The organism is Natronomonas sp. (assembly GCF_046483325.1).
Classification (GTDB): domain Archaea; phylum Halobacteriota; class Halobacteria; order Halobacteriales; family Haloarculaceae; genus Natronomonas.
Map to the genome: position 1 here is coordinate 228,232 of NZ_JAWODL010000012.1, position 19,771 is coordinate 248,002.

Here is a 19,771-nt window from a genome sequence, read left to right on the forward strand (position 1 = left end):
GCGGATCGAACTCCCCCGAACCCCGCATTTATCAGTCTATGACACTTATAAGTCGTATGCCGATGAAAGGCTCCGGCGCGAGTGAACTGACGGTCGTAGACCGCTTCGACGGCGGCGTCGGCTGGATCGCGTATCCGGACGAGACGATGCAGCGCGCCTCACACGCCATCGAGAGCGATGGCGGACTGTGGCTCGTCGATCCAGTCGACGTCGAGGGACTCGACGACCTCCTCGAGGAGTACGCCGATCCGGAGGGGGTCGCGGTGTTGCTCGATCGACACAAACGAGACGCCGCGACGATCGCGAACCGCCACGACGTACCGGTCTACGTTCCGGAGTGGATGGACGGCGTCGTCGGTGATATCGACGCGCCGATCAAACGCTTCGATCGACGGCTGGCTGATTTCGACGTGATCCGTCTCATCGACAACCCGCTGTGGCAGGAGGCCGCACTGGTCGACGGCGAGACGCTCGTGGTCCCCGAGTCGCTCGGGACGGCCGAGTACTTCCGTGCGCCCGACGAGCCGCTCGGCGTCCACCCGATGTTGCGCATCCTTCCGCCACGAACGCTCCGCAGTTACGATCCCGACCGACTGCTCGTCGGCCACGGCGAGGGGATCTTCGAGGACGTCGGGCGGACGATCCGCCGAGCGATCGACGGAAGCAGGCGGACGGCGCTACCGCTGTATCTCCGAAGCGTTCGCGAGCTCTTCAGTAACCGATGAACCGCTCGATCCATGGCGGTGAACTTTTGCGGTCCGCACGCCCACGAAGCGTATGAATATTCTTCTCACGAACGACGACGGGATCGACGCCGTCGGGATTCGAACGCTCTACGACCGCCTCTCGGAGGTCGCCGACGTGACGGTAGTCGCGCCCGCAGAGGATCAAAGCTCCGTCGGCCGACAACTCTCTCAAACCGTCGACCTGTACGAACACGAGATGGGATACGCCGTCGGGGGAACGCCCGGGGACTGCGTCATAGCCGCCCTCGGGTCGCTGGGCTTCGACCCCGACATGGTGGTTGCCGGTATCAACCAAGGGGCGAACCTCGGGTCGCACGTTCTCGGGCGCTCCGGGACCGTCTCGGCGGCCGTCGAAGCCGCATTCTTCAACGTTCCAGCGATCGCGGCATCGGTGTACTTCCCAGCCGGGCAGTTCTCCTTCGAGGAGTTAACCCCGGAGCCGAGCCACTTTCGCGAAGCCGCGCGGGCGGTCGAGTTCCTCGTCGAGCACGCATCCAACGTCGGTGTCTTCGAGTCGGCCGACTACCTCAACGTCAACGCGCCTCTCCCCCCCCAAGACGGTCACGCGAGGATGGAGATCACGCGCCCCTCACACGTTTACAAGATGGACGCCGAACACGATGGCAACGGCACGGTTCGGCTCAACGACCGCATATGGGAACTGATGGCCGAGGGGAACATCCCCGATCCAGCCGGTAGCGACAGGCGAGCCGTCATCGAGGGGCGAGTCAGCGTCTCGCCGCTCACCGCACCGCACACGACGACCGATCACGAGGCCCTCGCCGGGCTCGCAGAAGCGTACTAACCGTGATCGACTGGCGGTTTCCATCGGTCTCGCGCGGAGATATTCTCCGGACAACGGGGTTCGTGCTCGCGGTCAACGCCGTGGGAGCGCTCCCCGCGGTCTTCGCCGGATCGGACACCGACTGGATCGACCGTCCCTCGTTTTACCCGCCGGAGATCGCCTTTCCGATCGTCTGGACGGTGCTGTTCACGCTCATGGGGATCGCGCTGTCGCTCGTCTGGCAACACGGGCGAACACGCCGTGACGTTCGACTCGCGTTGTCGGCGTTCGGGGTGCAGCTCGCACTCAACCTCGTGTGGACGCCGGTCTTTTTCGGGCTCCGTCGACCCGGTCTGGGACTGGCGGTAATCTGCGCGCTGTGGATCGCCATCATCGCGACGATCGTCGCCTTCGACCGCGTCGACCGTCGGGCGGCCGCATTGTTGATCCCGTATCTCCTGTGGGTGTCGTTCGCCGCGGTACTCAACTATGCGATCTACACGGGTTGATCGCGGAGTGGGCACGCATCCGCCTCACGCGTGCGAGATGTCGATGTGCCAGACGCCGTCGCTTTCGGACGGCTCCTGTCGAACCCGCGGCTCTCGAGCAGCCCGTAGAGCTGCTCGGGTTCGAAGCCGTTTATGATCAAGAGCTGTCCGCCGTCCTCGAGCGGCTCTGACGCCAGTAGCCGGCGATTCGGCGTCCCTGTCGTTGAGGGGGGTTTCCGATCATGTTCGGTTTCTATGCGACGTGATATCAACCGGACGCTCTTCGGGACACGCCCACGATCGATCTCGGACCGCGTCTCCGACGGCCGAACACCTCGTTTGCGGTGAAAAATCCCGCTCAGACGAGCACCACTCCACCGCTTATGGGTCGAATGACTGAGCGAACTGAGAACAGATCGCCAGCGACGATACCTGCCCCACCGGCGGTCAGCGGGGCCTATCCCCCGTTGGATCGACCCTTCCCACGGAGGTCGGGGGCGATGGCCCACAGCACGAGCGCGCCGATCATAACCAGACCGAGCAGTGCCGTCTCTGCGAGAGATACGTCCAGACCGACGTGGACGAAGACGGTTCGCATCTCGATGATGATCGGCACCATGATTACGATGGCGACGACGAGTCCGATCGGGCTAACGCGCATCAGGCGACCACCCTCAACGTGGTGTCGACTGCGACCTCTCCGTAGAGGACGACCGTCTCGATGAACTGCGGCGACGGGCTCCCACCGGGACCGAAGACGCCGCCACGGCTGATTATCGAGGCGAGCGGCAGCGAATACGCGAGGATCACGAGCAAGATCGCGATGATCGTCCACAGCTTCAGGTTATCGAGGACGCGCGGTGCGTCCTCGGGCCCGGACAGCGTGTCGGCGTACCCGTTATCGGCGATCCCGTCGGTTTTGCTTCCCAAAACCGTCATCCCGACGACCAGGAGGAAAAGCACCGTCGAGATGAAAAGCAGCGTACCGCCGATGGCGACCTGCATGTTGAGTTCACTCATCGATCCGACCGCGACCTCGTACTCGAAGCCGCGGTACTCGGGCTCTGCAGTCCGGCGCGGAACGCCGATCAAGCCCTGGCGGTGCATCGAGTTCGACATTAACGTCATGCCGAGAAACCACAACAGGACCTGCGCGAGCCCGACCGACTTACTCCAGATCTTCTTGCCGGTCAATTGGGGGAGGAACCAGTAGGTGACGGCCATGAACGTCAGCGCGACCGCCGTCCCGATAGTGAGGTGGAAGTGACCGACGACCCACCACGTGTTGTGGACGAGATAGTTGATGTTCATCCCGGCGTTGATCATCCCGGAGAAGCCGGCGGCGGCGAACATCAGCCCGGCCAGCGCCATGCCGGCGAACACCGGATCGCGCCACGGGAGCGCCCGGAGCCACCCGAACGTGCCCGACCCGCCGCGCTGGCGAGCCCCGTGTTCCATACTGGCTACGACCGTGAACGCCGTCAACAGGCTCGGTAACAGCAGGAACATCGTGTTCACCATGACGATGAACTTGAAGCCCTCCGCGATACCGGGGTCGAGATACTGGTGGTGGATCCCGGTCGGCGTCGAGAGGATCAAAAAGAGGACGAAGACCACGCGTGCGAGCGGATCGCTGAACAGTTTCCCGCCGGAGATCTTCGGAAGCAGGATGTACCACAGCATGTACGCCGGCATCAACCAGAAGTAGACGACTGCGTGGCCGAAATACCAAAACAGCGTTCGGGTCAAGAGCGCATTGACCTGATCGAAGATGCCGAGCGACCACGGCAGAATGAAGACGAGCACGGAGATGGCGACGCCGAGACTGGAGAGATACCAAAACAAGGTCGTCGTCAACACCATGAACGTCGGCAACGGAATCCGCTCGTCGGGATTTTCGCTCTTCCACGCCCACCACGAGCGGAACCAATCGAAGCCGGCGACCCACGTGCCGACGATGAAGACCACGAGGCCTAGATAGAACAGCGGATGCGCCTGTAGCGGCGCGTAGAACGTGTAAAGGACGGCCGCGCTGACGTCGAGGCCGGGGATGAACGCGCCGAGGATGGCGATACCGGCCATAAGCGACCCGGCCACCATGAGGCCGTACCAGGCCCACGCGAAGCGCATATTCTCGAGACCGCGGTCGAGACTCGTCGTTACACCCCACGTGAACATGCCGACGAGAAAGAAGATCGTGAACGTCAGCACCAACAGAACGGCGTGTAGCGTGAGCAGTGAGTAGTAATCTGCCGACTCGACTATCCGAACGATGTCGAGCCGGTGGAACACCTGTAAGAGCCCCATCAACGCGCCGACGGCGAGGGCGACGAAGGAGCTGTAAAGCGCCGTCCGAATGAGCTTCGCCTCGCTCGGGAACTGCTCGATATAGGTGCCGCTTCCGACGCTCATTGATCGTCCTCCAGTTCGAACTCCTCCTCGGGAACGACGACGAGTTTACCCTCCATGTCGTGGTGGCCGGATCCGCAGTACTCACTGCAGAGAACACCGTACTCGCCCGGTTCCTCGGTTTCGACCGTCAGGCTGGCGACCTCGCCGGGGATGATCATCGTGTTCGCGTTCGTTCCGACGACGCTGAAACTGTGGATCACGTCCTCGCTCGTGAGGTAGAACGTGACATTACTGTTCGCTGGAACTTCGATCTCGCCCGGGAAGTACGCGAACTGCACCGCGACCACGTGAACCTCGTACTCGTTTTCACCGACCCGTTCGACGCCGGGATCGGAGAACCCGGGGTGCTCGCCGAGGTTGTCCGGGTCGACGGTCTCCGAAGAGTCGTCGATCATCGCGATTCCGAGGCCGACCGATCCGTACGTGATCGTCAGGATGAATCCGACGATGAGTAACATCGACGCGGCGAGCCAGAACTTCTCGTACGTGTGGACGTTCATACAATCACTCCGACGACGGTCAGATCGTTCCCGAGGAACTCGACGAAGTACATGAAGATCCACAGGACGACAAGTACGAGAAAGTATACCATTATTAACGCTAGTGTTCCTTTCGGATCGAACTCGTCGTGTCCGATCTCCTGTTCAAGTTCTGAGCTCATGTATGCGCCTATATGTGGTGCCTTAATGTAATTGTTCACCCCATCCAGTTACCTGGGATTCGGCCAATAGTTTTTAACTAACCAGTACCTATCGCGGTTAATGAGAACGGATTCCATCTCCCCGAGGGCCGCGGTCGTCGTCGGTGCGCTCGCGCTCGCACCGATCGTCTGGTACGGACTCACCAGATCGGGAACCGCAGGGGTCTTCTCGGCGATCAACGTCGTCGTCATCATCGCCGCGCTGCTCGTCGCGACGGGGCCCACGAAGGGCGGCGACCATCACGATCACGTCTCCGCCTGAGTGATGGCCATCCCTCAATCGAGCGTCGCGCTCGGGGTTTTGGCCCAGGGTCACGACCACGGTTCCGCCACGGCGATCGCGACCGGGAACGTCGACCTCTTGGTGTTCTTGATCGTCGGCTTGCTCGCTGGGGCGCACTGTCTCGGTATGTGTGGTCCGCTCGTGACGACCTACGCGGATCGGTTCAACCCTCAGCGTGGCTCGAGGCGGAGCAACGCGTTGACGCTGTACGAAGTCCGGCAGCACTCGCTTTTCAACCTCGGTCGTGCCGGGAGCTACGCGCTCTTGGGCGGGTTCTTTGGATTGCTCGGCGGACTTGCGTTCACGTCCGTCGATGTGGTCGCGGCTGTCGGAAACAGTGTCAGGGCAGCGGTCGGCATCCTCATCGGTATCGCAATTATCGCCAGCGGAGCCTACTACCTTCGGGGGCAAGCGGGCATCCCGCACGGCGTCCCGATCATCGGACCCGTATTCACCCGCGTCACGGGGCTGCTCACCGGGCGGATCGACCGACTCGCCAACTCACCGGGTATCGTCGGATTGGGTGCGATTCACGGACTCCTCCCGTGTCCGATCATCTACCCGGCGTATCTGTACGCGTTCGCCCTCGGGGATCCGATTCGTGCAGCGCTATCGCTCGGGATACTCGGCCTCGGGACGATTCCGACGCTGTTCCTCTACGGAACAGCCCTCGGATCCCTTGGGACGACAAACCGCGTTCGGCTCCATCGGGTGCTCGGTGCCGCCTTCATCGTCCTGGGCTACATCCCGCTCCAGCACGGATTGATGCTCTACGGGATTCACCTGCCACATCCGCCAATTCCGTTCTACCAACCGCTATAACGGCTCTCACAACCGATGACCGCTTCCGATGACATCGACGGTTCGACGGCCGACGAGTCGACCTGTCGTCTCTGTGATCTTCCGACGCCGAACCGACCGATAACCGATCCCGACATCGACGGCGAGTTCTGTTGTCGGGGATGTCTGGAAGTACACCGCTCGCTCGGTGATCTCGACGAAGCGGAGGCGGCGGCCGTCAAAGGGGCCATCGACGGACGAGAGTCGGCACGAAACCGGACGGTGGAACCCGCCGAAGAGAGCGGAGAATCGGCCTTCTTCGCCGTCGACGGGATGCACTGTACGACCTGCGAGGCATTCCTCGAGGGGCGCGGACGAACGCGGGAAGGCGTCTACGACGTCGAAGCGAGCTACGCGACCGACACCGTCCGCGTTCGGTACGACCCGGAGGTACTCGATGAGGACGACCTCCCCGTACTCCTCTCGGGATACGGGTACACCGCCGGTCGGCGCGAGGACGGTCGACCGGGTAGCGACACGAACGAGACCGTCGCGTTCCTCGCCGGCGGCGGTCTTTTTGGCATGATGGTGATGGTCTGGTACGCGCTCTTTTTGTACCCGACCTACTTCGGCTACGATCCGGTCGTCGAGTTCGGCGGCTACGATGGGCTCTACGTCTTCGGGAACATCTGGATCATGACCTCCTTCGTCCTCTTTTACACCGGTTGGCCGATCCTCCGGGGGGCGTACGTCAGCCTCCGTGCGGGCGTTCCGAACATGGATCTGCTCGTCGCGCTCGCCGCCGTGAGCGCCTATGCCTACAGCACACTGGCGATGGGCGTCGGCCAAACTGATCTCTACTTCGACGTGACCGTCGCCATCGTCCTGGTCGTGACCGGCGGCGGCTACTACGAGAGCAAGATCAAAGCGCGCGCCGTCGGTCGGCTCTCGGCGCTCACGGAGCAGACTATCGACGACGCGCGTCGCGCCTCCGACGGAGAGACGGTGCCCATCGACGCCGTCGAACCGGGCGACCGATTACTCGTCCGCCCCGGAGAGCGCGTCCCGCTCGACGGCGAGGTCCTCGAGGGAAGTGCCGCCGTCGACGAGTCGCTCGTAACCGGCGAATCGGCCCCGGTCACCAAGCGACCGGGTGATCAGGTCGCCGGCGGAACCGTCGTGACCGACGCTCCGATCGTGTTCGAGGTCGACGACCCGGCGACGAGCACGCTCGATAGGCTCGTGGAACTGCTGTGGGAGATCCAGAGTTCGACGCCGGGCGTCCAGCGGCTCGCGGATCGGCTCGCGACGATCTTCGTCCCGCTCGTCGTCGTCATCGCCGGTGTGGCCGTCGCGTGGACGTTGATCTCGGGCGGCGGGATCACGTCGGCCATGCTCCTCGGGCTGACCGTGCTCATCGTTTCCTGTCCGTGTGCGCTCGGACTCGCGACGCCGCTGGCGATCGCATCCGGGATCAAAACGGCGACCGAACGCGGGATCATCGTAACCGCCGAAGCGGTGTTCGAGGACGCCCCGGAGATCGAGACCGTCGTCCTCGACAAGACCGGGACGCTGACCGAGGGCTCGATGTCCGTGGTTTCGGTACATGCCGACGATCCCGAAGATGTCCTCCGTCGCGCCGCCGCCGTCGAATCGCTCTCGGAGCACCCGATCGCGACCGCCATCGTCGAGTACGCCGATCAAACGAGTGTCGATTCGTCGGGGATGGCCACGGATGGGGGGGCGAAAGTCATCGATCCGGAGACGTTCGAGCGCGCCTCCCGCGGCGTCAGCGCCCCCTTCGACGGAGCCGAAACCGTCGTCGGACACCCCTCCCTGCTCGACGAGCGGGGGCTGACGATCGACGACGCGATCGAGACGCGGATCGCGGCAGCGAGAGATGCCGGTGACGTTCCCGTCGTCGTCGGATGGGACGGTTGTGCCCGCGGCGTCATCGTGGTCGGTGATTCCCCTCGAAGCGAGTGGCGCGAAACCGTCGAGACGCTGTCCGTGGATCGCGATGTCGTCGTTCTGACCGGTGACGAAGGGGCCGCCGCGGATCGGTTCCGGTCGGTCGACGGTGTCACCGACGTGTTCGCCGGCGTTCCGCCGGGAGCGAAGGCCGAGACCGTCCGTCGACTCAAGACGCGCGGCCCCGTCGCGATGGTCGGCGACGGGAGTAACGACGCCCCCGCGCTCGCCGCGGCCGATCTGGGTATCGCACTCGGAAGCGGAACGAAACTCGCGGGCGATGCGGCCGATGCGACCGTCGTCGACGACGATCTCAGGGCGGTCCCCGAGACGTTCACCGTCGCCGAACGAACCAACGACCGGATTAGACAGAATCTCGGTTGGGCGTTCGTCTACAACGGCCTCGCCATTCCACTGGCGATCTCGGGGCTGTTGAATCCGCTCTTGGCCGCCGTCGCGATGGCGATGTCGAGTACGCTCGTCGTCGCGAACTCGTCGCGATCGCTCGGGATCGGAGAGCGAGCGACCGAGGAGTAGTTCAAACCGGGGCTCCTCGGCCATCTGACCCGGATCCTCCTCCATCTGATCCGGATCCTCCTCCATCGATCCCGTCTCCTCGAACGTCGTCTCCAGTTCGATCGACCGCACGTTGATCGCCCGCTTTGGTGGCGACTCGGCGCGGTGCGGACGGGGACGAGGTCGTAGTCGTGTCGTTCTGCGAGGCCGTTCCACGCCCGACACGATCCGATCGTCAGCGTGTCTGCGGACACGTGTCGTGGGCTGTAACTCCCCCGCGCGAAGAACGGCCCAATCGTCCGCTCCTTCGGCGTACCGGCATCCCGCGTCCGGGCGCCGCGTATCGAGGTTCGACCGTGCGAGGCTGTAATCGAACGTCGCATGTCGTATCGTAGGCTGTCGGCTCTTCGAACATATCGCAGGTCGTCTCGTGGAACGCGGGGCGGTCGTCGCCGATCAGTGCGTCGTGTCCGTCGAGGAACGGCTCAGGGGTGGGAATACGGTCCTCGACGAACTCGTCGCACCCATCGAAGAGGTCTCGCTGGCCGCCCCCGAACGGTGAAGGGACCCCGGCCGTGGGCGAGACCCGGGACGACAGCGGCCTACACCTACTGCGGAATGGGTTCGGTTAGTCGCTTCGCTCGGCCACCACGGTGCGGTCGATACTGTCCTCGGCGGCCGGCGGGGACACCTCACGCTCGCCGTCGCTGGGCTCATCCAGCCCCTGTTCGCCGCCGTCGTGATGGCCGCGAGCAGCATCGTCGCCGTCTCGAACTCGCGGCGGCCGGTGTGTCGATCTAGAGGATCTGCTTTCCCAAGCCGCTCGCGATGAGTTCGACCGCAAGTTCCGCTGTTTTATTGTGCGAGTCGAGGATCGGGTTCGCCTCGACGACCTCCATCGAAATCTGGGTGTCGGTTTCGGCGATCAGCTCCATCGCGGCGTGGGCCTCCCTGTACGTGACCCCGCCGTGAACCGGCGTCCCGACACCGGGGGCCTCGCCGGGGTCGAGCACGTCCATATCGAGACTAACGTGGAGCCCGTCGACGCCGTCAAGGGCGGCTTCGAGTGCATCCTCGACGACCGGGGCGATCCCGTGGCTATCGATGTCGCTCATCGTGTAGGCGGTGACGTCGCTCTCCGTGATCGCCTTTCGCTCCTGCTCGTCTATGTCCCTGAGTCCGACCATCGCGATATTCCGCTCGTCGATGTCGGCTCGAGCCCACTCCATATCGCCGAACACGCCGCGGCCGAGCATCGCGGCGACGGGCATGCCGTGGATGTTTCCACTTAGCGTCGTCTCGGGCGTGTTGAAATCCCCGTGGGCGTCGATCCAGAGGACACCGACATCGCGCTCTTTGCTCGCCCCGTTGACGCTCCCGATAGCGATCGAGTGATCGCCGCCCAACAGGAGCGGAAACGCTCCCTCTTCGAGCGCGTCGGCGACCGCGTATTCGACGCTGCGACAGACCTCCCGGGTCTCGCGAAGGTACTTGGCGTTTCCGTCCGGTGGGTGCTCGGCGTTGGGATCCCGTCCCTCGGGGCGCGGAACCGGAAGGTCGCCGGCGTCGTCGATCGAGTAGCCGAGGGCTCGAATCGAATCGGCCAACCCGGCGTAACGAAGCGCCGACGGTCCCATGTCCACCCCGCGTCTGTCGGCTCCGAGATCCATCGGAGCACCGATGACTCGTACATCCATAGGCCGCCTTCGACGCCGGACGAGAAAAACGGACGTGATGGCCGCCACGAATCACCTCACCGTCGCCTTTAAGTCCGGAACTATCAAAGTAGAGGTTATGTCATCGATCGAACTTACCCCCAGTCAGAAGACGATTCTTCAAGAGCTCATCAACCTCTTTCGCGAATCCGAGAGCGCGGTCAAGGGCGAGGAAATCGCGGAGAAGGTCGACCGAAACCCGGGAACGATCCGCAACCAGATGCAGAGCCTCAAGGCGCTCCAACTGGTAGAGGGCGTACCCGGTCCGAAAGGCGGATATAAACCGACGGCGACGGCGTACGACGCGCTAAAGATCCAAGAAATGGATCAAGCCGCAGACGTTCCGTTTCGTCACAACGGCGAACTGATAACGGGGGCGAACGTCCAAGAAATCGATCTCACGAGCGTTCACCACCCCGAACTGTGTCGTGCCGAGATCAAACTGCAGGGCTCGATGTCGGAATTCACCGAGGGTGACTCGATAAGTGTCGGCCCGACACCGCTGTCGAAGCTCCTGATCGAGGGCTCGCTCGAAGGGAAGGACAACACGAACAACACCCTCATCCTCACGATCGACAACATGGCCGCACCGGCTGGAGGCGAGGAACCGCTTCACTGATAGGAATTATCGTAGCCAGCCGGTGATCCCGAGCTCCCCCTGTTGACGCTGTGGCTCGATCATTCGCCGGAGACCTATGAACACCTACGGTAACCCCCATGAGACCGATCGGTGGTTGAGCATTTCTCGTAAAGACGGGGCTGCGTGACTCGCTCGACTCCCGGAGCGCTTTCAACACCTTTGTATCGTTGGGCATAGAAGATTGAGTCATGACAGACGATGTCGTCGTGCTAGGGTCCGGTTATGCCGGCACCGGCGCACTCAAACGAATCGAATCGGAGATCGATGGCGAAGCGGACCTCACGTGGATCTCGGACGTCAATCACCACCTCGTCCTCCACGAATCCCACCGATGCATCCGCGATCCCGACATCCAAGAGAAGATAACCTTCGACACGTCGGAACTCAAAGCGCCCTCCACGCGGTTCATCCACAGCCGAGTCGACGCGATCGACACCGACGACCGGGTGATCACGCTCGCCGACGACTCGACCGTCGAGTACGATTACCTGCTCGTCGGGTTCGGTTCGAAGACCGCGTTCTTCGGAATCGACGGGCTCGAAGAGCACTCGCTGGTACTCAAGAGCCTCGCCGACGCACTGGAGATTCACGACGCGATCACGGACGCGGCGCGGGAAGCTTCCCGGAGCGACCCTGCACAGGTCATCGTCGGCGGCGCGGGACTCTCCGGGATCCAGTCGGCCGGCGAGATCGCGGAGTTCCGAGATAAACACCGTGCGCCGCTCGACATCCACATCGTCGAGGGGCTCGACAGCGTCTTCCCCAACAACGACCCCGTCGTGCAGGCGAAGCTGCGTAAGCTGCTCGAGGAGAAAGATATTGAGATCCACACCGGCGAGTTCATCGGCGAGGTCGACGACGAGACCGTCTACATCGGTGACGAGAAGCAACTCGACTACGACGTGTTACTTTGGACCGGCGGCATCACGGGCCAAGACGCCGCCGAGACCGTCGACGTCGACAAGGACGACCGGAGCAACCGCATCGAAACCGCGTCGAACTTCCAGACATCCGACGAGCGCGTGTTCGCGATCGGTGACGCCGCGCTCACCGACCAACCCGGCGACCAGCCCGCACCGCCGACGGCGCAAGCGGCCTGGCAGGCCGCGGAGGTCGCCGGCGAGAACCTCGTCCGCGCGATCCGCGGACAGCCGCTCAAAGAGTGGGTGTACGACGACAAGGGGACGCTTATTTCGGTCGGCAGCAAAGCCGTCGCCCACGATATCAAGGGGCTCCCGATCGACACCTTCGGCGGCCCGGCCGCGAAGGTCCTCAAAAAGACCGTCGCGGCGCGATGGATAAACAGGGTCACCGGCGTCGGGGACGCCGCGAAGGCGTTCCCGGACATGTAATCGGTCTCGGACCGCTTACTGATCGTCGAGCGATAATCCGGCGTGCCACCGGTCGACGCCGGCGGCCGCTTTTGTTCGGTCCATCTTCGTCAGCAGCGCCGCCGCGAGCGATGCCGTTTCGGCCGCCTCTCGCTGCCCTTCCGTCCGAAATTCACCAGTGACCCGGTTCGCGTAGACTGTACAGACGACCCCCGCGCGGAGTCCGTACAGGTTCGCAAGTGTAAGGATCGCGCTCGCCTCCATCTCGAAGTTAAGGACGCCGGCTTCGCGGAGCTCTTGTATGCGCGCTTCGGCACCTGCGGCACGGAAGCCGTCGAACCCGGGGCGGGATTGGCCCGCATAGAAGGAGTCCGTCGAACAGGTGACTCCGATGTGATACTCGTGTCCGAGTCGCTCCGCGGCCGTCACGAGCGCGGTTACGACCTCCCCGTGGGCGCTCGCGGGATAGTCCTCCCGGACGTACTCGTCGCTGGTTCCCTCCTGTCTGACCGCCCCGGTCGTGATGACCAGATCGCCGATATCGATCCCGGGTTGAATCGCGCCACAGGAGCCGACCCGAACGAACGTGTCCGCACCGACTCGTGCGAGTTCTTCGACGGCGATCGCGGCGGACGGTGATCCGATACCGGTCGACGTGACGGCGATCGGTTCGCCCCCGTATTTCCCCGCGAGCGTTCTGTATTCTCGGTGACTCGCGAGTTCCTCAGCGTCGTCCCACAGATCGGCGACGATGTCCGTTCGCTCCGGATCTCCCGGTAACAGTACCGGGCCAGCGATGTCTTCCTCGCGTAACTCGATGTGATACTGTTCGTCGTTTGGATCCTCGCTTTCGCGGCTCATTCGAGGTGCTCGCCCGTGATCGTATTCGGGAGCAATTCGCCGAGCGTGTACGTCGTCGGCCCAGCGTCGGCCTCGCAGACGATTCGAAAATCGTCGTCGCAAAACTCCGAAAGCGACTGCCGACACATGCCACACGGCGTCACGCCGTCCCGGCGATCCGAACTGACCGCGACCTGCTCGAACTCGTGGTGGCCGGCCTCGACGGCCTTCGACAGCGCCAACTCCTCTGCGTGGACGCTGTTCGAGTAGTTGGCGTTCTCGACGTTACAGCCCGTGAACACCGTCCCGTCTCCCGTTTCGATCGCCGCCCCGACGTAGTACTCCGAGTACGGCGCGTACGACGTCTCGACCGCCTGGCGTGCGACAGCGAGGAGTGCAGTATCCTCCATACAGACCGATCTCGAGCCGGCCGCAAATAGCTATCTCACGCTATTTTGCCTCATCGATCGCGCGCTCGACCTTTCCAGAGATCGTTTCGATGAGCGCGTCGACGTCGTCGCTTTCGGCGTAGATCCTGATGTACGGCTCAGTGCCGCTCGGTCGGACGAGCACCCACGAGGCGTCGGGAAAGGTGAGGCGAACGCCGTACTCGGTGTCCACCTCGGACTCGGAGAACACATCGGGTAGCCGCGATTCGAGGAGTGACATCGCGGGCTCCTTGCGGTCGTCCGGGCAGTCGAGACTCACCTTCCGATACGGTCGCTCTCGAACCGGCTCTCGAAGTGCGGACAGTCCCTTCGAGGCGACCAATCCGGTCACGACCGTCGCGCTGACCACGGCGTCGATCCAAGATCCGAACGCCGGGTGAACGTGTTTCCAGGGTTCGGCCGCGAAGACGACGGTGTCTCCCTCCGCTTCTGCCGAGGCGATCCCCTCGTGAAGCGCACCGAGCCGAACGCGCTCGGTTCGGCCCCCCGCGGCCGCGACGCGGTCGTCGATCCGCCCGGAGGCGTTCGGAGTGGTCACCACAACCGGTTCCGATGCGTCGCTGGCTCGGACGTAGTGTTCGGCTACGATCGCGAGTACGGTGTCCTCGTGGACGACGCCCCCGTTCTCGTCGACGACGACGATACGATCCCCGTCGCCGTCGTGTCCGATCCCTAAGTCGAACGCGCCATCGGCGACGAACGCACGGAGGTCCCGAAGGCTCTCGGGTGTCGGTTTCGACGCTCTGCCAGGGAAGTGACCATCCACGTTGCCGTTGAGCGTGACGACTTGCGCGCCGAGTTCCGACAGCGCTCTCGGGGCCGCGAGGCTCGCCATCCCGTTCCCGCAGTCGATCGCGAGCCGGACGTCGTCGCACGAACCGACGGTCTCGTGGGTGTACTCGACGATATCGGATCGATACGCGTCGAGCACGTCGACGGTGGTCGAACCGCCCCATCGGTCCCACTCGACGGGGATCGGCTCCGAGTCGATTCTCGACTCGACGCGTCGCTCGGCGTTCCGGTCGTATTCGGTCCCATCGACGAACAGTTTCAATCCGTTATCCGACGGCGGATTGTGGCTCGCGGTGATCATGATCCCTCGGCGATCCCTGCTCGCGTACGCGAGCGCCGGTGTCGGCACCTGCCCGATCCGAACCACGTCCGCCCCGCCGCTTTCGAGCCCCGATTGGACGGCACCGGCGATCGCTTCGCCGGTTTCGCGGCCGTCCCGACCGATAACGAACTCGGCCCCGTCCTCTGCGGCCGCTCGGCCGACAGCCATCGCGAGCGACGGCGTTACTTTGGTTCGTACGTCCCCTCGAATGCCCGCGGTGCCGAATAGATCCATACGCGAATCTGTACACCGGAGTACTTCAAGGATTGCGAACAGACAGCGCTCGTCGGGATTATCGTAGCCGGTGAGGTTCCGGCGCCTGCCCTCGGATGGAATCTCTCGATTCGTCGCCGGGCAGCCACGAACTCCAACGATAATCCCCATCAGTTCCGACGGCCCTCACGCTGTACGCCCGCCTCGTCGGACCGTCGGCGATTGGTCAGGTCACGCGGGATCTGGCCGCGCTACCGCTTATAAACTGAAGGGTCACGCGATATCGCGGCTGGTGTCGATGTCGATCGCCGCCGCGAGATCGAGTTTAATGACGTCCGAAAGCGCTCGTCCACCGCGGAATTTGGGCACGGCGAGGCGATTCTCGATTCGATCGCCCTTGACCGTCGTCTCCAACTGGAAGACGACGTCGGCCATGTGTTCGGTCGTATCGCGGAGGACCGGAACGTCCCGGCCGTCGAGGCAGTGGAGGACGGCGAGCCCGCCGGTGTTGTAGATGTGGTTTTGAAGCTCGTTGATGAAGTTCCGATAGCGGGCCGGCTCGTGCCGTTCGAGCACGTCGACCGGGTCGATGATGAGGTTCGACGATTCGGGAAGGGCCGCCACGAGCTTCGACGCGTTGTCGAGCGGAGCGTCTCCGGTCACGTCTCGCACGGTTGCCTGCCCTGTTCTCGCTGGGGCAGCATTGAGGCTGTTCGCGACCGCGTCGCTCGTTCGATCCAACGTTAGATACAGCGTCCCACGGGTCGCTGTCAGTTCGTAGAGGAACAGTTCCGCTTGACTGGCCGGGGAGGCGGTGAGCGCAACGATGCTTCCGGACGGGATTCCGCCCTCGAGTTGCCTATCGAGCGCGGCGATCCCTGTCCGGAGCCGTTGGCTCATTGTGCGATATTTGCCGCGGGACCCGGATTAAACTTTCCGGCAAATCGAGCAGCGATCCGATCGATCTGCGGACACATCACGGCCGACGGAATGGTGTGCGTGATCGGAGCCCACCCGGCTGACCGGTCGGGAGATTCAAGACCGTTCGAAACCCCTCTCCGGTAATGCGCCACGACCACCTGATTAGCGCGAAACAACTGTCCCGTGGCGACATCGATGCCGTGTTGGACCGCGCCGCGGAGATCGACGCCGATCCCGGCGCTCTCGCCGGAAGGCACGCCGACACGTTGTTGGGTTTGCTCTTTTTCGAGCCGAGCACCCGAACCAAGATGTCGTTCGACACCGCGATGAAGCGACTCGGCGGTCAGACGATCGATATGGGAGGCGTTGAATCATCCTCGGTGAAAAAGGGCGAGAGCCTCGCCGACACCGTCCGGGTTATCGAGGGGTACGCTGACGCGATCGTGCTCAGACACCCTCTGGAGGGATCGGCCAAACTGGCGAGCGAGTTCGTCGATATCCCTGTGGTCAACGCCGGCGACGGTGCGGGTCAGCATCCGACGCAGACGCTCTTGGACCTGTACACGATCCAGCAGAACGCTGGACTCGATGATCTGACGATCGGTATCATGGGCGATCTGAAGTACGGCCGAACCGTCCACTCGCTCGCCCACGCGCTGACGAACTTCGATGCGAGCCAGCATTTCATCAGTCCCGAAAGCCTCCGCCTGCCGCGAAGTGTTCGCTACGACCTCCACGAGGCGGGCGCGCAGGTGCGCGAACACACGGCGCTCGATGCCGTCCTCGAAACGCTCGACGTGTTGTACGTGACCCGGATCCAGCGCGAGCGCTTTCCCGATGAGAACGAGTATCGGAAGGTCGCCGGCGAGTATCGGATCGACGCCGAACTCCTCGAATCGGCGAGCGACGACCTGACCGTGATGCACCCGCTCCCACGGGTCGACGAGATCGCACCGGATATCGACGACACCGACTACGCAACGTACTTTCAACAGGCCCACAACGGCGTTCCCGTTCGTATGGCCCTTCTGGATCAGATGCTATGACCGACACCGAACTCCGCGTTTCGAAGATCGAAAACGGCACAGTCATCGACCACATCACGGGCGGCCAAGCGCTCAACGTGCTCGCGATCATCGGGATCGACGGTAGCTCCGGCGAGGAGGTGAGCATCGGGATGAACGTTCCCTCGGATCGACTCGGCAGAAAGGACATCGTGAAGGTCGAAGGTCGAGAGCTGAGCGAAAACGAGGTCGACGTGCTGTCGCTGATCGCGCCGGCCGCGACGATCAATATTGTCAGGGACTTCGAGGTCGTCGAGAAACATCGGGTGACGCGTCCGAAAACTGTCGTCGGCGTGCTGTCGTGTCCGAACGCCAACTGCATCTCGACCGAGGATGAGCCCATCAAATCCCGTTTCGACGTCCTCGACGATGGCGTTCGGTGTACGTACTGTGAGACGATAATCCGGGACTCGATCGCCTCACACATCAGCGCGGCGTAGGGACGGGAGAACGTTCGGCCGCGCGGACGGAGCGGGGGAAAACCTATACTGTCGGCCCTCGTTGGAAACACTGTATGTCGAAGAAAGCACTCGCCATCGTCCTCATCGCAGCAGTCGCTGTGCTGTACGTAAAGAAACGGTAGCCCTCCCGCGCTACCCGAATCATCCTCCGAACGCGCTTCCGAACGACTTAGGAGCCACGCGTCCGTTTCGAACGTATGTACGGCGTCGTCACGCGAAACGCTGAGGAGGCCCGTTGGCCCGACTTCGATCGGGCGTTCTACGAGGTCAAAGATGTCTCCGGACGATCGGCCGAACCGATAACGGAGGCGGTGAGTATGATCTCGTGTTTCGGCGACAACGCGGCCGCCGAGGAGCAGCCAGATCTCGTCCCGATAAACCCCGACGGCCAGCACGCGACCCGCGATCGGACGTACTTCGATTGGGCCTACATCTGCCCGACGCACGACGGGTATCGTGAGGGCTTACTGGAGATCGTCGCCGACTGTGCGGCGATCAACCCGGATATTCGACTCGACGATATCGGCTTTCCCCGCGCGGAATACTGCTACTGCGACCGGTGTAACGAACGTTTCGAGTCGTGGGTCCAACTCCGACACGAGAACGGTGAGGGGCCACCGCCGGATGAGACGACGATCGAGGACCGGTACGACTGGCGAGCAGACGTTATCACCGGTTTCGTCGAGTCGGCCGTCGACCGGATCCCGGGACGAACGTACATGACGCTGTATCCCGACCCATACGCCGGGCACCTCTACGAGCGCGCCGGGATCGATCTCGACGCGCTCGAGCCCTACGTCGACGAGTTCGTCGTCCCGCTGTACGACACCCACTACGGGACGACCTACTGGCTGGAGACGATCGCCAAGGGATTCGAAAGTCGCCTCGACACCCCGTTCAGCATCGAACTCTACGCGGTCAACGTCGATATCGATAACCTGATTCACGCGACGGAGGTCGCATCCGAGTACGGTGAGTCGGTGTTTTTCGGCTACGACGCCTCGAACGCCCGTGCGGCGTTGCGACGACGGAGCGCGGACGAGCGCGACGGCGTCGAGTGGTGATAGTGAGACCGCCGGATCAAGATCAGGTGACCGAGCGGGCGGCGGCGATGAGGTCCTCGCGATCTCGGGTGTCCTCCGGTAGCCTGCTGGGCTCGAACCACCGCGCGGCGCTTATCTCCTCATCGGGATCGGCGACGACGGGCGTCGTCGTCTCCGCGACCGCGCGGAATACGGGGAGGACGCCCCACGTCGTACAGCCCTGACAACGGATTTCGACTCGGTTCAACATCGCAAGCCCGCGATAGGTCGCTTCGATCCCGGCTTCCTCTCCGAGCTCGCGTTCGGCCGTTTCCCGGAGAGATTCCGAGCCGTCGACGCCACCGCCGGGAAGCACCCACAGATCGACGCCATCATGTCGAACCAGGAGTAACTCGCCGCTCTCGCGGTGGACGAGCGTGTGCGCTCCGTAAGGCGTTCCGCTGTGACGAATACGATTCGCCAGCGTTCGAAACCGATCGCGGGAGACGTACCGCTCGTACGTTCGTTCGAGGTACGCCTCGTCGTAGCTCTCGATGGTTCGGTGGTAGGCCTGCTCGGCCCGCTGTGTGGCCTCGTCGGCCAGAAACCACAAGCCGTTGAGGGCGGTCATTTTCGCTCCAGAGTCAGTCCGCCTGCGGTCGGTGGACGATCCGAGTGGGGGACGACGGGAGATAACATATCTGCACGTTCGGTCCCGTATCTCAAAAACCGTTCGGCGAGGGGCCGAGGAAACGACGGGCTTTTTCCGTATCGGCGAAAAGCGGAGGTATGGCATTCGAGAAGGGCGACCGCGTGGTATTCGACGACAAGCACAGCGACTACGACGGCGAAACCGGCGAGGTCACGCAGGTTTCGGAGACGATGTTCGGCGACAACACCTACATCGTCTCGTTCGAGGAGGGACAAGAAGCCGGAATCGCGGAGGAGTCGCTGGAAGCCGCCGAGGACGAGGCGACCGACGACGAGCAGGACGACGAGTGAGACGATGAGCGCCGTCCCGTTCCACTACGTCGATCTCCGGACGTTCTGCTATGCGACGGAGGACGAAAAGCGGGTCGAGGCGGCGCTTCGGACGTTTTTACCCGAGGAGATCGGGATCACCCGAGAGGTCACGAAAGGGCACTCCGGCGATCGTATTCTCATATTCTCCGTGCGACTCGAGCGCGCCGACGAGGTCAGACACGTTCTCGCGAAACTGACCGAACTCGGCGACTTCGATCGACTGCTCGACGAACTCGAAGACCGAATCGACGACAACTGCGCGTTCTACATCGGTCTCGACAAGCAGGCCGCGTACAAA

The 19,771-nt window shown here is 63.2% G+C and carries 23 protein-coding genes and 1 pseudogene; 14 read left to right on the forward strand and 10 right to left on the reverse strand.

What is annotated here, in order from left to right:
• The first annotated feature begins 56 nt into the window (after positions 1–56).
• The 3 genes from R6U53_RS04160 to R6U53_RS04170 all read left to right on the forward strand — a co-directional run bounded on the left by R6U53_RS04160 (position 57) and on the right by R6U53_RS04170 (position 2,039).
• Positions 57–725, forward strand: a complete 669-nt coding sequence (locus R6U53_RS04160; protein ID WP_410321107.1) for a hypothetical protein — start codon at positions 57–59, stop codon at positions 723–725.
• Between the two features lie 52 nt (positions 726–777).
• Positions 778–1,551: a 5'/3'-nucleotidase SurE gene (gene surE / locus R6U53_RS04165; RefSeq protein WP_410321108.1), complete on the forward strand. Its 774-nt coding sequence runs from the start codon at positions 778–780 to the stop codon at positions 1,549–1,551.
• Positions 1,552–1,613: 62 nt separating this feature from the next.
• Positions 1,614–2,039, forward strand: coding sequence for a TspO/MBR family protein (locus R6U53_RS04170; protein ID WP_410321109.1), 426 nt, complete (start codon positions 1,614–1,616; stop codon positions 2,037–2,039).
• 436 nt (positions 2,040–2,475) lie between these two features.
• Here R6U53_RS04170 and R6U53_RS04175 read toward each other — a convergent pair whose 3' ends face one another.
• The 4 genes and pseudogenes from R6U53_RS04175 to R6U53_RS04190 form a co-directional block, all read right to left on the reverse strand.
• Positions 2,476–2,679 carry a hypothetical protein gene (locus tag R6U53_RS04175; RefSeq protein ID WP_410321110.1) on the reverse strand — a complete coding sequence of 68 codons (204 nt, stop codon included), beginning with the start codon at positions 2,677–2,679 and terminating at the stop codon, positions 2,476–2,478.
• The gene (locus tag R6U53_RS04180) at positions 2,679–4,430 is read right to left on the reverse strand and encodes a b(o/a)3-type cytochrome-c oxidase subunit 1 (protein ID WP_410321111.1); all 1,752 of its coding nucleotides are present in this window, start codon (positions 4,428–4,430) and stop codon (positions 2,679–2,681) included. The genes R6U53_RS04175 and R6U53_RS04180 overlap by 1 nt, the downstream gene beginning before the upstream one ends.
• 5 nt (positions 4,431–4,435) lie before the next feature.
• A pseudogene (locus R6U53_RS04185) lies at positions 4,436–4,930 on the reverse strand (cytochrome c oxidase subunit II); the annotation flags it as partial.
• Complete coding sequence (locus R6U53_RS04190; protein WP_410321112.1) at positions 4,927–5,091, reverse strand: cytochrome oxidase; 165 nt, start codon at positions 5,089–5,091, stop codon at positions 4,927–4,929. The gene R6U53_RS04190 and the pseudogene R6U53_RS04185, both read right to left, overlap by 4 nt.
• Positions 5,092–5,191: 100 nt before the next feature.
• Between R6U53_RS04190 and R6U53_RS04195 the strand changes: the two genes are divergently transcribed.
• The 4 genes from R6U53_RS04195 (at position 5,192) to R6U53_RS04210 (ending at position 9,242) form a co-directional block, all read left to right on the forward strand.
• Complete coding sequence (locus tag R6U53_RS04195; RefSeq protein WP_410321113.1) at positions 5,192–5,392, forward strand: cytochrome-ba3 oxidase subunit; 201 nt, start codon at positions 5,192–5,194, stop codon at positions 5,390–5,392.
• 3 nt (positions 5,393–5,395) lie between these two features.
• The gene (locus tag R6U53_RS04200; protein WP_410321114.1) at positions 5,396–6,235 is read left to right on the forward strand and encodes a sulfite exporter TauE/SafE family protein; all 840 of its coding nucleotides are present in this window, start codon (positions 5,396–5,398) and stop codon (positions 6,233–6,235) included.
• Between the two features lie 15 nt (positions 6,236–6,250).
• Complete coding sequence (locus tag R6U53_RS04205; protein ID WP_410321115.1) at positions 6,251–8,701, forward strand: heavy metal translocating P-type ATPase; 2,451 nt, start codon at positions 6,251–6,253, stop codon at positions 8,699–8,701.
• A 409-nt stretch (positions 8,702–9,110) separates the two neighbouring features.
• Entirely contained in the window at positions 9,111–9,242 is a 132-nt protein-coding gene (locus tag R6U53_RS04210) for a hypothetical protein (protein ID WP_410321116.1), read from the forward strand.
• Positions 9,243–9,477: 235 nt separating this feature from the next.
• Here R6U53_RS04210 and rocF read toward each other — a convergent pair whose 3' ends face one another.
• On the reverse strand, positions 9,478–10,377 hold the full coding sequence (gene rocF / locus R6U53_RS04215; RefSeq protein WP_410321117.1) for an arginase: 900 nt from the start codon (positions 10,375–10,377) through the stop codon (positions 9,478–9,480).
• A gap of 97 nt (positions 10,378–10,474) precedes the next feature.
• Between rocF and R6U53_RS04220 the strand changes: the two genes are divergently transcribed.
• Together R6U53_RS04220 and R6U53_RS04225 are read left to right on the forward strand one after the other, a co-directional pair.
• A complete protein-coding gene (locus tag R6U53_RS04220) occupies positions 10,475–11,014 on the forward strand; it encodes an HTH domain-containing protein (RefSeq protein WP_410321118.1) in 540 nt (179 codons plus the stop codon).
• Between the two features lie 209 nt (positions 11,015–11,223).
• Positions 11,224–12,387, forward strand: coding sequence for an NAD(P)/FAD-dependent oxidoreductase (locus tag R6U53_RS04225; RefSeq protein WP_410321119.1), 1,164 nt, complete (start codon positions 11,224–11,226; stop codon positions 12,385–12,387).
• Between the two features lie 15 nt (positions 12,388–12,402).
• On the opposite strand, the gene R6U53_RS04230 is transcribed toward R6U53_RS04225, so the two are convergent.
• The 4 genes from R6U53_RS04230 to R6U53_RS04245 form a co-directional block, all read right to left on the reverse strand.
• Positions 12,403–13,227, reverse strand: a complete 825-nt coding sequence (locus tag R6U53_RS04230) for a nucleoside phosphorylase (protein WP_410321120.1) — start codon at positions 13,225–13,227, stop codon at positions 12,403–12,405.
• Positions 13,224–13,616, reverse strand: a complete 393-nt coding sequence (cdd, locus tag R6U53_RS04235; RefSeq protein WP_410321121.1) for a cytidine deaminase — start codon at positions 13,614–13,616, stop codon at positions 13,224–13,226. Before cdd ends, R6U53_RS04230 begins: the two co-directional genes overlap by 4 nt.
• A 40-nt stretch (positions 13,617–13,656) precedes the next feature.
• A complete protein-coding gene (locus tag R6U53_RS04240; RefSeq protein WP_410321122.1) occupies positions 13,657–15,003 on the reverse strand; it encodes a phosphomannomutase in 1,347 nt (448 codons plus the stop codon).
• Between the two features lie 252 nt (positions 15,004–15,255).
• The gene (locus R6U53_RS04245; protein WP_410321123.1) at positions 15,256–15,882 is read right to left on the reverse strand and encodes an RAD55 family ATPase; all 627 of its coding nucleotides are present in this window, start codon (positions 15,880–15,882) and stop codon (positions 15,256–15,258) included.
• A 164-nt stretch (positions 15,883–16,046) separates the two neighbouring features.
• On the opposite strand from R6U53_RS04245, the gene pyrB reads away from it, so the two are divergent.
• The 3 genes from pyrB to R6U53_RS04260 all read left to right on the forward strand — a co-directional run bounded on the left by pyrB (position 16,047) and on the right by R6U53_RS04260 (position 18,492).
• On the forward strand, positions 16,047–16,949 hold the full coding sequence (gene pyrB, locus R6U53_RS04250; RefSeq protein ID WP_410321124.1) for an aspartate carbamoyltransferase: 903 nt from the start codon (positions 16,047–16,049) through the stop codon (positions 16,947–16,949).
• Positions 16,946–17,407, forward strand: a complete 462-nt coding sequence (gene pyrI / locus R6U53_RS04255; protein ID WP_410321125.1) for an aspartate carbamoyltransferase regulatory subunit — start codon at positions 16,946–16,948, stop codon at positions 17,405–17,407. Before pyrB ends, pyrI begins: the two co-directional genes overlap by 4 nt.
• A 218-nt stretch (positions 17,408–17,625) precedes the next feature.
• Positions 17,626–18,492, forward strand: coding sequence for a hypothetical protein (locus R6U53_RS04260; RefSeq protein ID WP_410321126.1), 867 nt, complete (start codon positions 17,626–17,628; stop codon positions 18,490–18,492).
• Positions 18,493–18,514: 22 nt separating this feature from the next.
• Here the strand turns inward: R6U53_RS04260 and R6U53_RS04265 are convergent, their stop codons facing one another.
• Positions 18,515–19,081: an NUDIX hydrolase gene (locus tag R6U53_RS04265; RefSeq protein ID WP_410321127.1), complete on the reverse strand. Its 567-nt coding sequence runs from the start codon at positions 19,079–19,081 to the stop codon at positions 18,515–18,517.
• Between the two features lie 158 nt (positions 19,082–19,239).
• On the opposite strand from R6U53_RS04265, the gene R6U53_RS04270 reads away from it, so the two are divergent.
• Positions 19,240–19,452: a DUF1918 domain-containing protein gene (locus R6U53_RS04270; protein WP_410321128.1), complete on the forward strand. Its 213-nt coding sequence runs from the start codon at positions 19,240–19,242 to the stop codon at positions 19,450–19,452.
• Positions 19,453–19,456: 4 nt separating this feature from the next.
• Positions 19,457–19,771 (forward strand): RNA-binding protein (locus R6U53_RS04275; RefSeq protein WP_410321129.1); only part of this gene is annotated, 315 nt, incomplete at its 3' end.